The organism is Deltaproteobacteria bacterium GWC2_55_46 (assembly GCA_001595385.3).
In the GTDB taxonomy this organism is placed as follows: domain Bacteria; phylum Desulfobacterota; class GWC2-55-46; order GWC2-55-46; family GWC2-55-46; genus UBA5799.
In genome coordinates this window covers 2,314,555-2,329,557 of record LVEI03000001.1, presented here as the reverse complement: position 1 = coordinate 2,329,557, position 15,003 = coordinate 2,314,555, and the positions used below count along the sequence as shown (strand labels likewise).

The window sequence follows — 15,003 nt, the reverse complement described above, 5'->3', positions numbered from 1 at the left end:
CTCCTTTTCTAAGCAAGTTTATTCAGAGCAATATAAGCAAGCCCCGACAGGGCACCGGCAGCCGGAAGCGTTATTATCCAGGCAAGGAGCATTTCGCAGATCAGCTTTTTATTAACCATGCTATAGCTCCGCCTCAGCCCCATTCCTATGATCGAACCGCTGGAGACGTGCGTTGTCGACACCGGCATCCCGAACTTGGACGCGAAGACCACAAGAAAGGCCGTGCAAAGGTTCGCGATGACGCCGTCGTGCCTGTCCATGACGGTTATCTTGTTCGCTAACGTCTCAGTCACCCTTGCCCCCCCAAGGAAGCTTCCGAGCCCCATGAGCAAGGCCGTGAGAAGAAATACGAACCTCAGGTAGCCTTCCCCGAAAGCCGCTGACGCGAAGAGGACCGCCACGATCTTTGGCGTATCGTTCAAGGCCCTCGCGAATGTAATGAGCGCGCTGGAGATCCAATGGATCATGTCGTTAAGGTCCATCCCAAGGAAAGAGCCCATGTCCTCGGCGCAGTCCTTCACAGTGCCGGCTTTTGCCAGAGGAACCTGTGAACTGTAAGCCGCTGCCTGTCCATCTCCAGAGGTATCGCAGCAGACATTCTCTCTCGTTTCAACGCACAGGCAGTATCTTGAAGACCTTGAAAGGAGGCCGTAGCCTCTTTTGTAGATGACCGCGGCGATCAAGAACGCTACAACGGGGCTTAAAATGAGGGGGATTAATATCTTATACCCGAGGCTCCCCCACAATATCATTGAGGGGCCAAATGAGAAGAGTACCGGGCCGCAGACCGAGCCTATGATCGAATGAGTAGTGGATACAGGCATCCCGGCCTTTGTTGCGAACAGTACCCATGTTGAGACCCCTATGGCAACTGCCATAGGGAAGTTGACCGTCAGATCAAGATCAGCGGAGACTATCCCGTTGCTGAATACCTTGAAAAGGCCGGAGGCCAGGAAAAAGGCGGTAATCGCTCCGGCAACGGTCCAGACGGCGCCCCAAATGAGCGCGCCCCTGTAGGCGCTGAGGCCGCTGCCGCAAAGGGTAGCCACCCCCTTGGAGACGTCATTGGCCCCGTTATAGAACGCCATTATTAGTACAAGTAATAACAGGGTGGAGTCCATAGAGGGAGTCACTCCTCCAAGTCTGTAATCTTCTTAAAGCCTCTGAAGCCCGGATGAGAAAAATCCTGACAGTGCGAATTGGTCTTAAGCGGATGAGTGAAATGCGATGTACTGGCTAAGCTTATATATAACACGGCTTTGCGCCTACCGCAAACCCAGAGGTCATATAAATATCTCCCTCTTGAACAAAATATAGCCTGAACCTGATGTCGTCTTTAGCGCTTCCTTAAGCTCTTCCATCTTCATTGCCGGGTCCCGCATCTTAAGTGAATTTTCGAAAAAGCGATTGTAAAACTCGTCCGGGAAGACCCATACCTCAAAGACTATCCTGTCGGCTTTGGCCGGTCGCCTGACATCGTAATCGAACTCAAAGCTTCCGAAAGGCGGTATCCTCGTATCGAAAAGCTCCCTTGCCAGGTCGAGGCTTACTTTCCTGCCTATCATCGTTTCCTTAACAGTGCCTTTCAGCACCTTCCCTTTCGCGTCGATCAGAAAGCCTTTGACAACAACAAGCGGGGTGACGTACGTCGGGAAATAATGGCCCACGCCCGAGTTGGTAATCCTGAGCTTCGCGCCTATGCGAGACCCGGCGTCCGCCCTTTCCACCTCGAACTTAACGCCCTTTTTGACCATCTCCGGGTCGTGGATGCCTCTAAAGAGGTGCCTTCTTCCCGGCATGTGGCAGCCCTGGCAGGGGATGTTATTCCTGCCGTACTCGCTCTCCTTCCATTCATTAAAGGTATTTACGAGGAGTTTCCCGTTGAGCTCATAACCCTCGTCGAGCTGATGGCACGCGGCGCAGAATTCCGCCCTCTCAAAAAAATCACTTCGGGTTGAGGCGTGATTTGCCTCGGGAGAGCCCTTAACGCCTTTCGTCCCAGGCGGACCTAAAACCCCGGCTTCCCTTACATGGCAAGCGGCACAGCCTACGCCCGACGACTTGAGTCTTTCGTCAAAGGAACGGTTTGGAAAATATGTCGAGCCGCTTTCACCACCGGATATGACTTCGTTCTGTAACACGAGAGGCGCATGGCAGTAATAGCAGGAAAGCGCCGTCTCAGGGCCTTTCTCAGGGTCCAATTGCGCAAGGAGCCCCGGCCCAATGCTTTTACTGTGCAGCGCCCCCTTCCAGTCATCGTACTGCGCCCGGTGGCACACAGCACAACTCTCTGGGTAGAGGGCTTCCACGGCGCCGTATGACCCTGTCTTCACAGGCCTCTGCCAATGGACTGACAGCGACGCTTCTCCTCCGGATACGACAGGAGGAGAAGCCAGCGTCAAAAACAGCATGATTGCAATACTACGCAGCACCGGTCTATTTGGCTCCGCAGGGGTTCTTCATCGAGCAGGGATTCTTTTTTGCGCACGGGTTCTTCATGGCGCATGGATTTTTCATATTGCAAGGGTTCATCGGCGCCGCGCTCTCTTTTGAGTTGGCCAGCACATAGGCCGCAAGGGCTGTCATCTCCTGAGAGTTCCAGGCAAGGGGCTTGCCCTTCATCGGGTTCGTCATGCAGAAGTTTATCATCTGGTCCATGGTCAGTATGTCGTCGGCCATCTTGATGTACTTCGGGTAGGGCTCCTTTTTCAGCGCCGCGCCGTTCGGATGGCAAGTGGCGCATGAATTGCCGGAGGCGCCGAGCGCGGCAGAGGCCCAGAGCTTTTCACTCATCCCTTTAAGCTTCGCGGAATCCTTTACAGGATTCGTTCTGACTGGGATATTCTTGGCGGCGCACGGGTTCTTGGAGATCTTCGAGCATGGGTTCATGTCCTTCGCGAACGAGTCCGCTGGCAGACCTGGGATCAAAAATATTGAAAGCACCAGAAAGGCCTTTGCAAACTGCTTTAAGAAAGGCTTAAGCATATCTACTCCTCCATTTTTGAGTTTTTGAGAAGGCTCAAGAGCCGTTCTCTCCTAAAACGGCCTCAGCAGCATTTGCCGGTCGCACTGTAGCAGCATTCAGAGGCCTTTTTGCCTGAGCCGCAGGAACAGGACTCGTCTTTTCCGCAACACTCGCCATATTTCTTTCCTGAGCCGCAAGGACACGCCTCGTTAAGATCCTTAGCCATTTTTTTCCTCCTTTTACCGAGATTCAGCGTAAGCGATCGATCAGAGCGTAATAATCTGATAACCATCCCGTATCAAGGCCGATATGCTCGGATGCCCCATGTACTCCCCTGCCACGGGGAGACCCAGGTTTTTCACAACCTCCACGTCTCCTCCGAAGGCCCCGATGCAGAACTGGCAAACGCCGGAGATAACTCCAGCCTCCCTGATTTCCTTGTACAGCGCGTTAAGCGGATTATCCTCCCTGGAGAGCTCCGTTACCCATCTTGTCCCTCCTCCGTCAAAGACGAGCTTCACCTCCATGCCAGCCTCTAACAGGTCCCTGGAGTAAAGCAGGGCATGGGCGGCCCGCCCCATGGCATCGTGCGTGCCAGGCTCGGCATGCAGTATGATAGCTATCTTAGGCATGCTCGCCTCCTTTTATTTTATTGAATTTCTTTATGGAGGAATCCCTGGAGGACAAGCCTGCTTTCTTCAAGATGACGCGTTCATCTTTTTTAAGGGTTATACATGCGTCCTTCCCTCCCTTGCGGGCTCTGCCAGATTTCGAGGAAGCCGCGTCTTTTATTTTCATGGATGAACTATATCAGAAAAACCGGAGGGAAAATGTAAGGCGGCTTACAAATTGAGAAAAATCAGGAGAGATGCCTTGAGGCCAGGACGAAATATTTCCCGTCCATCATGATGTCACCGTTTCTCTTAAGGTTGTTCAATTCAAGGGTGACCGTCTCCCGCGTGGCCCCTACAAGGCCGGCTATGTCCTTGTGCGACAGACGGATCGCTATCTTTATACCATTATCGGCGCTCACGCCATGCTTTTGCGCCAGGTCCATGAATACGGCGAGGAGCCTTGTGCGCACGTCTTTAAAGAGCATATTTTCAAAACGGTTCTCGATTCTTCTTAACCGGAGGCCTATCCACTTCGTTATGGTGAAGGACAGCCCCGGCATCTTGCCGATAAAATCCTCAAAGTCCTTGCGTTTAACTACGCACAGGAAGGAATCTTCCATCGCCACGGCGTCCGTTTCACGCTCTCGCTCTCCGGCAAGGCTTAGTTCGCCCAATACGTCGCCGGGTTCCAGGATATCGACCGTCAGTTCTCTTCCCTCCTCGGAAAACCGTGTTACCTTGATCCTGCCTTCCTTGAGTATATAGACGGTCTCCGCCCTGTCCCCTGAGCTATAGACAACTCCTCTTTTCTTGACGTTCAACTCCGTAATTTTGGACGCTATCTCGCCCTTTTCCTTTTCAGAAAGCCCGGAGAATATCTTATTGGTGTTTATGTACCAGAGCTTGTTCTTATCCATTCCTGTCCTCATAAAATAAACTTGCAGGATTTGGTACGCCGTAGCAGAAGCAACGATGACAACGAAGCAGATGAACTTTTTCTGCAACCTGCTATAGTATTATATCTAAAGTCGGCAATAATTCCTACCTCCGGGCTTTTTCAAAACCTTCTCAGCTCGTTCTCATGCGAAATTGCGCAACAACCTCGGGACCGCTCTAAGATTTCCAGTGATGAGGGACAGAACTTGAGCGATAATCCAGGCGATATTTTAAGCCTCTTTAACTCTTACGGCTACCTGATAATTTTTTTCGGGGTAATGCTCGATAACGCCGGGCTCCCGGTGCCAGGCGAGCTTTTTCTTCTTCTGGCCGGGGCGCTCGCGGCTACCGGAATGGACCTTGCGCCAAGCCTCCTTGTGGCTGTAGCCGGGGCCGTCATCGGCGACAGCCTTGCGTATCTCATAGGAAGATGGGGAGGCAGAAGGCTCATAGACACTTATATCAACTGCACGCTTTGCACGTGCAACTACACGGACAGGGCAGAGTCCTTTTTCAAGAGGTTCGGGCATATAACCATACCCATGGCCAGGTTCGTCTTCGGCGTCAGGACCCTCTCGGCTCCGCTCACCGGGGCGCTAAGGTTCGGCTACATGAGATTTCTCGCGCTTGACCTTGTTGGCGCCGCTTTATGGGCGGCTGCATTCCTTTTGCTGGGATTTACCTTCAAAGAAGGCATTTTAGATTTGCTGCCTGTTTTTGAAAGGATCAGAAACGGCCTTGTTGTTCTTGTACTCTCCACAATCGCCGCCATCGTCGTCTTTAAGCTTATCCGTCGACGTATCATCGGGAGACCGGATTTTAACGGAACCGTTAAAAGGTTGATGTTTATATGGCGCGGCAAGGGAAAATAGATTGTCGAATGACTCGAAATTCGAAATTATATTCCCTAACAGGTTGCAAACGGTTTCATTTTTCTATCGCGCGCTCTTCTATTTAATTTCGGTGTTATGAAAGCAAGAAGGATTGTCGAGGATTAAAATTCGGGCAGGACGCGGAATTTTCAATCTTATGGCCGCACGAGACTTGCTCCATCATCTCTTGCGATATCGCGAGCTGGGGGGCGCTTTTCAGCGCCCCCCAGCACAATTAGAACTCAGGGTAGATACCTGTTTTTACCGCGCCGTCCCCGGCACCTCGCCTTTGAGCGCGATCTGTATATTCTCCATGTTCTGAGGGTTTTGATCGGGGTGGTACGCAACCTCAAAGAGGTTCCACCTCCTCAGTTCCTCTTGAGACACAGCTGCCGTATATTGGGCGTTCCCCTGGGCATCGCTCCTGAAGGAGTAATTCCCGGTGCCGACGCCTGCCATGTCCATCCGTGGCTTCTCGTTCACGAACCAGAAGGTATATATGGAGTTCGGTTTCAGGCCGCTGGCGCTGACCGATATCTGCTTTTGGTCAGCGCCAGCGTCGCTTACAGTCACCTCGCCCTGGGCCTTCTTGAAGTCCTTCTCGCCTCTCAGGCTGCTCTTCTGGACAGCCGCGTGGGCCTCAACGAGAAAAAGAGAGAAGAAAACAGCTATCAATATATTTACGAGCAATTTTCTACGCATATATGGTCTCCTTTCCGCAAAGTTTTGCATAATTAAAGCATAACCCGATTCTCAGGATGGTCAAGTAGCTGGCGTATCGCGTGAGAGCTATCTTCTGATAAACTCCTGAACCCTGTGGTTTCCCCAGTCCACCGCGTAAATCTTGTCTTCGGATACGGCAACGCCGGTCGGGCCTTTGAATTCCCCATTGCCTGTGCCTTCTCCCCCAAATGATGTGATGAACTTACCTTCGGGGTCAAATACCTGTACACGGTCGTTGTAGTAGTCGGCTGCGTACAAAAGCCCATCCGGCCCAACGGCAACGCCCGAGGCCACGCGGAAGGTCCCCCTCCAAAAACCCATGCCGCCGAACTGGAAGAGAAACTCCCCTTGATGGGTGAAGGCCTGAATTCTATTATTGTACGAATCAGACACATAGACCCTGCCGTTGCCGAAGGTCAGCTTCGCCGGGTAGTAGAACTCGCTATTCATTCCTGCCCCATTCCCTCAAGAACCGGCCGTTCTCGTCAAAGACCTGCACCCTGTGGTTATAGAGGTCGATTACAAAAAGGCTCCCATCAGGGCCCGCGGCGATGTCGGAAGGCGCGTCAAAGTCACCCGGGCCACCTCCGTGGCTTCCCCACCCCAGAACATACTCTCCCGAAGGCGCAAACTTCTGCACCCTGTCGAGGTCGTAGTCGGTCACATACACGAACCCATTCCTGTCCACGGCGACCCCGACGGGCTTTATGAACTCCCCCGGCCCCTTTCCTTTCTTCCCGAACTCGAGGACGAACCTTCCTTCGGCAGTGAACTTCTGCACCCTCGCGTTCCTCGCGTCCGTCACATAGAGATAGCCCTCCCCGTCGGCCTCTATGTCATAAGGCTCATTGAACTCTCCCTTGCCCGAGCCTTTCCCTCCCCAGCCGCCTGAAAAGGAAAAGGCCTTCTCACCGGCGCAGGACGCCGTGAGAAAAACGAACAAAAGGCAGAGAAATTTTAGCTTTGTCACTTATCCCTCAAAAGTTCACCCTGAAGCTCAAAATGGCGGCATAGTCGTCTTCGAGGGCATTTCCGTTGAGGTCCTGGAATACGGGGACCGATACCGCCGCCTCAGTAACCGTCCTCAGGGTGACATATTGTATGCCGGGGGTTACGAAGAGCTTAACTCCTCCTGAGTCTGCGTCATCCACCCCGTCTATCTCGCTCTTGTCCTGCCATACAAGGCTCGATTCAACAACCCCGTATACAAAGGCCGGAAGCCCCGGCCCGAGCTTTTTTGGAAAGAGCCTGTGCTGGTATGAGGCGTCGAGCCTTGCGACGTCTCCAAACCTGAAACCCCCGGCTTCGGTATTTAATGTATACGAGGCAGAGGCGTCCACCTGCCTCTTGAGAGTCTGCCATGTGAATATCGTACCTGCTGTATAGTCCCATGAGCCTGTGCCGGGCTGGAGGTTCCTGGGGAGGGTGCCCTGTGAATCAGTGGCGTCATCCCTGCCGGTGGGCGCCTTTATCGCCGCAAAGGGGGCGAGCCTCAGGGTCTCGCCGGAGAGGTCCTTTGTCCATACGGTGTAGCGGGCGATGAAGGTCGAGTCCCCGAGCCCCTCATCCCCCCTTTTTAAGCCTCCCTCTTCGAGTTCCCTGTCGACATACTCCGTGACGGCAAAGAGAGTGAAATCCCTTGTGACGCCGTAGACAAGGACCAGCGGGACGCTCCAGACCGCAAGCTCCCTGCCTCTGGAAGCGGGGTCGCCGGTTGAAAGGGAGTATTTCGCCTGCGCCCGGAAGATGCCCTCACCTTTGCTGACCGGTAGAGCCGTATTGAAGGTGATGGGCGCTGGATGGGCGGGCAGCGGCAAAAAGAGGATACAGCAAGCCGCCACAAATACTGCTACGCATCTTCCAAGCATTCTTCCTCCACGGACTTTTTGACAGCACCCCTCAAGGCTACTCACCCTGAATCTCCTTCACCTCGATCTTTCCCGGAGTAAAGCCCGAATCCCTTACCGCCTCCTCTATCTTCTTTATTTCAATAAAATCCCTGTCGCTGAAAAAAACCTCCGCCTTTCCTCCTTCGAGGTCCATGGAGAAATCCTTTACACCTTCAAGGCCCTTGAGCTTCTTTTCAAGCCCGTAGGCGCAAAACGGGCACGAGATGCCTTTTACGTGAATAATTACCTTTGCGGGAGGACCGGCCAGCGCAGGAGATGAAAGCATAAGAGCTGATATAAGAACGGCAAATAGAAACCTTTTCATGATTAACTCCTATAATGGGCAGTATAGCTCCCCGCCCAGGGCTATTACGCCGCCTATCATAAGAAAAAATGCGCTCGCCCACGTCGAAAGCGCCGCCGCGAGGGCGAAAGGGCGCGCCTTTGCCTCCACATCAACCCTGCCGACGACCATCAAAAGAAGCGGAAATGAGCACGGAGAAAAAAAAGAAGCTAATACGCCATGTAGTAATCCGCCCCTGTCCTCAATTCTATCATCTCCTTCAAGGTAACAGGCTTGAAGAACTTCGCGGAAATGTTATCCAACTTGCCCATCTCTTTTTCTATCTTTGCGAGCACTAAGAAAGCCGAATTGATATGGAACCGGGCGCCCTTTTGATGGAGCATATCGAGGAACCGCCCGTAGTTCACCGGCACGCCCTTTAATGGCACATTGAATTGCTCGGAAAGGGACTTCCTTAGCCGCTCCGGCAGGGGGAACTTTTCTATGTCATCACGCCCGAACCAGCCTGTCTTGAAGGTATTCGCGGTATCGGCGTCTATGAGGACATTCACCTCAAGCCCGCTTTCAAGGGCCGCCCATATCATATTGTAGGCCACGCAGATCTGGGCGTCGTCGTGCTTGAGGCTTGTCTTGAGGTGGAAAAGGATGCTCTCGTTTTTTTCAGCTGCCAGAGAAGGACCCGTGCAGAGGATAAACGAAGTCACCACGGCAATTAGCAGGCTTCGTACCTTCATAGTCGCCTCCTGCTTTTAATGACGATCATTCAGCGAGGTCTTTTTTCTTCTCAGCAAATTCTTTTTTATCTATCTCGCCCCTGGCGTAACGCTTTTTCAAGACGTCAAGAGGGGTTTCTTGAGCGCCTCTTCCTTCCATGCCATAACCCCGCATGTAACGGACCAGAAAAACTATGCCAACGATGACCAACACGAGAATGGCTATCCAGAAGAGGCTGAAAAAGAGCATCGACACCGGCCCCCACATGCCCCAGCCCTGCATATTCCCCATCATACCCGACATATTACCGCCTCCTTTCTTACGGTCCCGCTAATCAGCGCCCTCTCAGCGGCATGGTCTCGCTGAATATGACAAAGCTGTAAGGGTCTTTAGCGGTGAGCCCGTACTTTGTTTCGAGCACTCCATGGCTCCTCTCGCTCATTATGTTGTAGGCGACCTCGGCTACAAGGCTGAGGCCCTCGTAATCTGCGGAGATCTGATAGTCGAAGCGATAAGTGAGGCTTTCCAGCGGCGCTGGCCTGTTCTCATATACCTCGACGATCACTGGCTTCCAGAGTATCCAGCGGCCTATGGTGCGCTTCTTCTCCCTCAGCACCCTGCCAGCTCCATCCACCACCTTGAAGGAGACGGTAAAAAACCTGTCCGGGTCTCCGGTGGGTATCCTGTGGCCGGCGCCGCTGTTCTCAAGGGTCAGGGTGAAGCGGGCCGTTTCACCGGGATCGTAGCTCTTCTTGTCCCCCTCGACCTCTACTGTCAAGGCCTTCCTTACCATCTCCGGGGAGTGTCCCCCTTGCCAGAGGTGCCTGCCGCCCTTCCTTATGGTCCCTCCTGCTGCGACCGCCCTCTCTACTTCCGGCATGTGGCATGTCTGGCAGACATAGCCCTTTTCCGCCCATGGGTTCCCCTCGAACTCGAAGTACGTCGCGCACGGGCCGCCGTTGTAGAACTGGAAGGGGCCTCCCGGGACCTGGTGGCAGGTGTAGCATATCCCGGTAGTGCGGAATCGTGGGTCGTACCTCGTCGGGTGAGGGGCGTCGGAGTCTTCGTAGGGGCCGAGGATCACCCCGTCGCGCAGGTGGCAGGCTGCGCAGGTGATGCCCTCTCCCTGCAATTCCACGTCGTAATCCTTATTCGGCTCTCTTATCGGCCTGGATACGCTGCCCCCCTCAAGGCCCTTGATGAGAAAAGGCTGTTGGTTTACGAGCGGGGTGTGGCAGTTAAGGCATATCCAGATGAATTCGTCCTTACGCCAAAAGGCCTGGAAGAAGGGGTCCACGAAGGCCCTGGCGTGATAAGAGGACTTCCATTCCTCGTAGATCTCCCTGTGGCAGACGGCGCAGTCCGCGGCCCTTATCCCCTTTATGCCTGCCGGTACTGCCTGGAAAGGGACCGCCTCCTTGAAGTCATCCCTGAGCCCGAATATGACGGGTGAGTAGATAAAAGCCCGGTACAGGAGGTACAGGGCTGAGAAGAGGATCACGAGGATAATCGCAATCCGTAATAATCTCCTCCGCCTTTCTACCATGGAATATATCCCTCACTCGGCGCAGCAGGAAAGTTGCTTAACGTCCTTATAAAAACTCTGCGCGCAGAGCTTTACCATCTCTGAAAGGGTGGGATATACGTCTATCTTTTCGGTGATCTCCCTCACGGTCATCCCGCTCCTGATGATGAAAACGGCCTGGTGGATGACCTCTGCCGCTTCAGGGCCGAGTATGTGTACGCCTATGACCTTTTCCGTACCCTCTTCGGCGACGATTTTAATAAGTCCGCGCGTATCCCTTATTGCCCTTGCCTTCGGGACATGGCGCATCTCCAGGGTCCTTGATTTCACCTGAATGCCCTTCTCCACGGCCCTCCTTTCGGTTAGGCCCACGCTCGCGACGTTCGGATGGGTAAATATAGCGTGCGGGATATGATCGTAATTGATCTTTCTGGCGCAGCACCCTTCTATGGCGTTATGGGCGGCTATGGCGCCTTCATGCGCAGCAACGGTAACCAGTTCGATCCCCCCGACGACGTCTCCAGCAGCGAAGACATCGGGGTTGGCAGTTGCCATGTTTTCATCGGTTTTAACAAAGCCCCTGTCATTGACCTCAACGCCAGCGGCTTCCAGATTAAGGTTTTTGGTATTTGGCGTTATGCCTGTAGCCATGAGTATCCTCTCGCCTCTGAACTCCCTGGCTTTGCCGTCTATCCCGGCCTTTACCGCGTTCAATCCGTCCACGGGATAGAGTTCGAGGACCTTTACTCCCGTATGCACTTCTATGCCTTCTTCCTCAAGGCAGCGCCTCAGGGCGAGGGCAATCTCCTCTTCTTCCTCCGGTATCAATTTGGTGCTCCGCTGCAGTATCGTGACCTTTGTGCCGAACCTGGAGAATATCTGGGCCATCTCGACCGCGACGAACCTTCCTCCAATGATTATCATGGAGGCGGGAAGCTCCTTTAAATCGAGGGCCGTTGTGGAGTTAAGAAATTCCACTCGCTCTAACCCCTTGAACGGGACGGCCTGCGGAGAGGCCCCGGTCGCTATCAGGAACTTCCTTCCTTTAAGAACGGTATCCCCAACCCGCACCTCGCCCCTGGACAAAAAAGACGCTCTTCCCTCGTAGTAATGTATATTCTTATTATATTCGAGCACGTTGAGGTACTTTTCCTGCCTTAGCTCCTTTACAAGGGCGTCCTTTTCATCTATCACCTTTGCGAAATCCACCTTTCCACGGGGTATTTCAATGCCTCTGAAAGGCTGGCTCCGCGAATAATAAAAGACCTCCGCGGCACGGAGCAGGCTCTTTGAAGGGATGCATCCCCTGTTGAGGCATGTCCCTCCGATTACCCGGTCCTCACAGACCGCGACCACGGCCCCGAGCTCGGTCGCCCTAAGGGCGGCTGCAAAGGCGGCAGAGCCGCCGCCGAGTATTACAAGGTCGTATGTTTTCATTCCATTATTATGACAGATATTCGTATAGGTTGGGGATGGAGGACAAGTCTGAACCGTCTCTCTTGCTTTGAAAAAGAGACAGGGGCAATTTACACCATCTGGAATTGGCACAAAAGGTTCCACTCAGGGTGCAAATAAAAATGTAAATCAAAGAGGGTTTAGCGTTTCCGCTAAACCCTCTTTTCATTCATGCAACGCCTTTCAGGATCAGCCTCGTTTGATCCAGCTCTTTATCCGAAACGCAAGCCCATCCGGCACGCTCGCTATCTGCCCTGACCGCCAGAGAGCTCCAGATACTTTTGATAATGCTCATGGGCTTCTCTGTCCTGCCCGATTTTTTCATATAGAAGGGAAAGGTTATAATGGGCCTCGGCGTGGCCGGGCCTGTATTCGAGCACCAGGATGTACTCGGCAAGGGCTTCATCGAATCTGCCGAGGATGAAATAAGCGGTAGCCAGGTTGTTCCTTGCCTCGTAGTGGTCGGGCTTAAGCTGTACTGCCTCGGCGTACTCTTTAGCCGCCTTCTCTATAAAGCCCTTCTCCTTCCAGGCATTGCCAAGGAAAAAATGAGCGGTCGGGTCGTTTGCCTCTATCCTTAAGGCAGCGGTAAGCTCCCCTATCGCTCTGTCGGCATCGCCCTTTTGAAGGTAGGCGTGCCCAAGGAATACCCTGCCCGGGAGTTTATTCGGGCTTTTTCGAACGAGGTCTGCGTAAAGGGCAACAGGGTCTTTCCAGAGTTGGTTTCGGAGAAAACTCGCAACGCTTAAAGGCGCCACGGCAAGTATGGCTGCCGCTGCTACGATCGCCCATGCGCTCACATTTGGCCTGATGAGGTCGATAACGTAAAATAGCCCCGCGGCAAAGGCCAGGGCCGCCCCGGCGCTCGGCAGATAGAGCCTGTGCTCAAAGATTACGTGCTGTATGGGTATGATCGAGGATTCCACCGAAATGGTGATAAAGAACCAGAAGATCCCTGTTGCGATGGCCAGCGGGTACGCGCTCCTGTTCGCGTAATGTCTTCTCAAGAGATAGACCGCGAAAATAAAGAGCGCCAGAAGGAAAACGAAAGAGGCAAGCACCTGCGCTCTGAACAGGGAATCGAATACCGGGTACTCGTAGTCGAAGTTCTGGTTTACCGGAAGGAGAAGAAGCCTCAGATAGGTGACAATGACATTTACTATATGAAAGCCCGTAACATCCAGGCCGCCGTAACTGTAATTGAGCGCAAAGGATAGATACCCAGCGTACCTTGTTCCCGAAGGCGGCCAGAAATTGGATAAATCCCTTATAAAGGGATTCTCTGTTATGTACATGAAATCATCGAAGCTGAAGGGGGAGGCAAATGTCGCAGAGTAGATCGCGAGGGTCAGGAAGGATATGCCGGAAAGCGCTATGAGCCAGCCGTACCTTACGATCCGGCTATTGGTTTCCCTTGTGATATCTTCGGCCATGTCCTTGGAATCCCTACAGAAGACGTGTTTAAAAATATTTCTCGTCCTGTATTATTGCCTTACGCCATGGCCTCAGTCAATCCCATTTTTCCTCCCTATGTATATGTCGCTTAAAAATCTTTTTCCGCTCGATCCCGATCACACCAGGATACCCAGGGTCATCTGCACAACGCGGATAAAAGGCGCGGGGTACAGGCCAAGCAAGAGAAGTGAAATCGCAAGAAAAACCATCACCGCTCCTCCGGCAAGCGAGATGGCTGGCGCGGCCTCTACCGCCCCTTCAACAGGCGCGGGCGCGTAAAGAGCGGCTATTATCCTCAGATAATAATAGATGCTTATGGCGCTGTTGACCGCCAGGGCGATGACGAGCAGCCAGAGGGCGGAACCAATGCCGCTGGCGACAAGAAAGAACTTCCCGACAAACCCGGCCGTAAGGGGTATCCCGGCAAGCGAAAGGAGCATGCCTGCGAAGACCCCCGAGAGCCATGGGTTTGTCCTTGCAAGCCCCCTGTACTCGCCTATCATCTCCCTTTCATTCTCCCTTCCCGAGAGTACGGTAACAGAACCGAACGCGCCGAGCATGGATATAAAATACGCCGCCAGATAGTAACCCGCGGAGGTCAAGGCAAGAGAGCCGCTTGATAGCATGGCGACGAGCAGATAGCCCATGTGCGCGATAGACGAATATGCGAGCAGGCGTTTGATATTGTCCTGAAAGAGCGCAAGCAGGTTCCCGGCGAACATGGATAAGACCGCGATAAGAGCGAATAGGATGAAAAGGGGCCTGTACGAGTATATGTCTACAAGAATGAAAAACCGGAGGAGGAGGGCAAAGACCGCCCCCTTGGAGACCGTTGCCACGAGCGCGGCCACAGGAGAGCTCGCTCCTTCGTAGACATCGGGCGTCCACATGTGGAACGGCACAAGCGCGAGCTTAAAGGCGGCCCCTGCGAATATCAGGGCAAGCCCGGCTGTCATCGCCAAAGAGTCTACCCCACCTGCCCTCGCCGCGATACCGGCAAAACCCATCGTGCCGGTTTGGAAGTATACAAGCGCCATGCCGAAGAGCAGAAAAGCGGATGAGGCCCCGGCAAGGACGAGGTATTTTATCCCTGCCTCAACGCCGCGCACGCTCTTGCGCTCGAAGGCTATGAGCGCATAAAGTGATACGCTCAAAGTCTCAAGGCTTAAAAAGAAAGAGGCGAAATGGCTGCTCGCCGCCATCCCGGACGCTCCCAGGGCGGCGAGGAGAACAAGGATATAAAACTCCTCGCGGAGCCCTGGTCGCGCCATGTTGCAGCCGAACGACATGAGGCTGACGAGCAAGGCCGCGGCTATTATAAGCCCCATGTAAAAAAGGGCGTAGCCGTCTATCAGGATGAGGTCGGTCACAAAGACAGGAGCAAAGCCGGAAGCGATAAAAAGAGAGACAAAAGAGATGCCGAGCCCGATGGAGCAGACCGCGGCAGATAGCGCGTGAGAGCGATAAAAGGCGATTGTGAGCATCAGGGCCACAGGGCACGCGGCAAGCAGCATCAAAGGCAAAAGGGCTATAAGCTCCGGCACGCTCATC

At 53.6% G+C, this 15,003-nt stretch carries 17 protein-coding genes; 1 reads left to right on the top strand and 16 read right to left on the bottom strand.

All coding sequences use genetic code 11. The features are described from left to right. Window positions 1-8 precede the first annotated feature (8 nt). The 5 genes from A2V21_311145 to A2V21_311125 form a co-directional block, all read right to left on the bottom strand. On the bottom strand, window positions 9-1,121 hold the full coding sequence (locus A2V21_311145; GenBank protein OIJ74770.1) for a hypothetical protein: 1,113 nt from the start codon (window positions 1,119-1,121) through the stop codon (window positions 9-11). 162 nt (window positions 1,122-1,283) lie between these two features. Further along, entirely contained in the window at window positions 1,284-2,201 is a 918-nt protein-coding gene (locus tag A2V21_311140; GenBank protein ID OIJ74769.1) for a hypothetical protein, read from the bottom strand. Window positions 2,202-2,436: 235 nt separating this feature from the next. Beyond that, on the bottom strand, window positions 2,437-2,985 hold the full coding sequence (locus A2V21_311135; protein OIJ74768.1) for a hypothetical protein: 549 nt from the start codon (window positions 2,983-2,985) through the stop codon (window positions 2,437-2,439). Window positions 2,986-3,231: 246 nt separating this feature from the next. Further along, window positions 3,232-3,597 carry a hypothetical protein gene (locus A2V21_311130; GenBank protein OIJ74767.1) on the bottom strand — a complete coding sequence of 122 codons (366 nt, stop codon included), beginning with the start codon at window positions 3,595-3,597 and terminating at the stop codon, window positions 3,232-3,234. A 227-nt stretch (window positions 3,598-3,824) separates the two neighbouring features. Then, entirely contained in the window at window positions 3,825-4,496 is a 672-nt protein-coding gene (locus tag A2V21_311125) for a hypothetical protein (GenBank protein OIJ74766.1), read from the bottom strand. Between the two features lie 225 nt (window positions 4,497-4,721). Between A2V21_311125 and A2V21_311120 the strand changes: the two genes are divergently transcribed. Beyond that, complete coding sequence (locus A2V21_311120) at window positions 4,722-5,387, top strand: hypothetical protein (protein OIJ74765.1); 666 nt, start codon at window positions 4,722-4,724, stop codon at window positions 5,385-5,387. Window positions 5,388-5,648: 261 nt separating this feature from the next. Here A2V21_311120 and A2V21_311115 read toward each other — a convergent pair whose 3' ends face one another. The 11 genes from A2V21_311115 to A2V21_311065 form a co-directional block, all read right to left on the bottom strand. Beyond that, window positions 5,649-6,077 (bottom strand): hypothetical protein, encoded by a 429-nt coding sequence (locus A2V21_311115; protein ID OIJ74764.1) that lies wholly within the window; start codon window positions 6,075-6,077, stop codon window positions 5,649-5,651. Window positions 6,078-6,176: 99 nt separating this feature from the next. Continuing rightward, window positions 6,177-6,560, bottom strand: coding sequence for a hypothetical protein (locus A2V21_311110; GenBank protein ID OIJ74763.1), 384 nt, complete (start codon window positions 6,558-6,560; stop codon window positions 6,177-6,179). Further along, a complete protein-coding gene (locus tag A2V21_311105; protein ID OIJ74762.1) occupies window positions 6,553-7,080 on the bottom strand; it encodes a hypothetical protein in 528 nt (175 codons plus the stop codon). The genes A2V21_311110 and A2V21_311105 overlap by 8 nt, the downstream gene beginning before the upstream one ends. A gap of 7 nt (window positions 7,081-7,087) precedes the next feature. Beyond that, the gene (locus tag A2V21_311100; protein OIJ74761.1) at window positions 7,088-7,978 is read right to left on the bottom strand and encodes a hypothetical protein; all 891 of its coding nucleotides are present in this window, start codon (window positions 7,976-7,978) and stop codon (window positions 7,088-7,090) included. Window positions 7,979-8,015: 37 nt separating this feature from the next. Continuing rightward, entirely contained in the window at window positions 8,016-8,285 is a 270-nt protein-coding gene (locus A2V21_311095; GenBank protein OIJ74760.1) for a hypothetical protein, read from the bottom strand. Between the two features lie 227 nt (window positions 8,286-8,512). Beyond that, window positions 8,513-9,037: a hypothetical protein gene (locus A2V21_311090; GenBank protein ID OIJ74759.1), complete on the bottom strand. Its 525-nt coding sequence runs from the start codon at window positions 9,035-9,037 to the stop codon at window positions 8,513-8,515. A gap of 25 nt (window positions 9,038-9,062) precedes the next feature. Beyond that, window positions 9,063-9,311 (bottom strand): hypothetical protein, encoded by a 249-nt coding sequence (locus tag A2V21_311085; GenBank protein ID OIJ75160.1) that lies wholly within the window; start codon window positions 9,309-9,311, stop codon window positions 9,063-9,065. A 40-nt stretch (window positions 9,312-9,351) separates the two neighbouring features. Continuing rightward, window positions 9,352-10,518: a hypothetical protein gene (locus A2V21_311080; protein ID OIJ74758.1), complete on the bottom strand. Its 1,167-nt coding sequence runs from the start codon at window positions 10,516-10,518 to the stop codon at window positions 9,352-9,354. Window positions 10,519-10,575: 57 nt separating this feature from the next. Further along, window positions 10,576-11,979, bottom strand: a complete 1,404-nt coding sequence (locus A2V21_311075) for a mercury(II) reductase (protein OIJ74757.1) — start codon at window positions 11,977-11,979, stop codon at window positions 10,576-10,578. Between the two features lie 263 nt (window positions 11,980-12,242). Further along, entirely contained in the window at window positions 12,243-13,430 is a 1,188-nt protein-coding gene (locus A2V21_311070; GenBank protein ID OIJ74756.1) for a hypothetical protein, read from the bottom strand. A gap of 138 nt (window positions 13,431-13,568) precedes the next feature. Next, a complete protein-coding gene (locus A2V21_311065; protein OIJ74755.1) occupies window positions 13,569-15,002 on the bottom strand; it encodes an NADH-quinone oxidoreductase subunit N in 1,434 nt (477 codons plus the stop codon). Window position 15,003 lies beyond the last annotated feature (1 nt).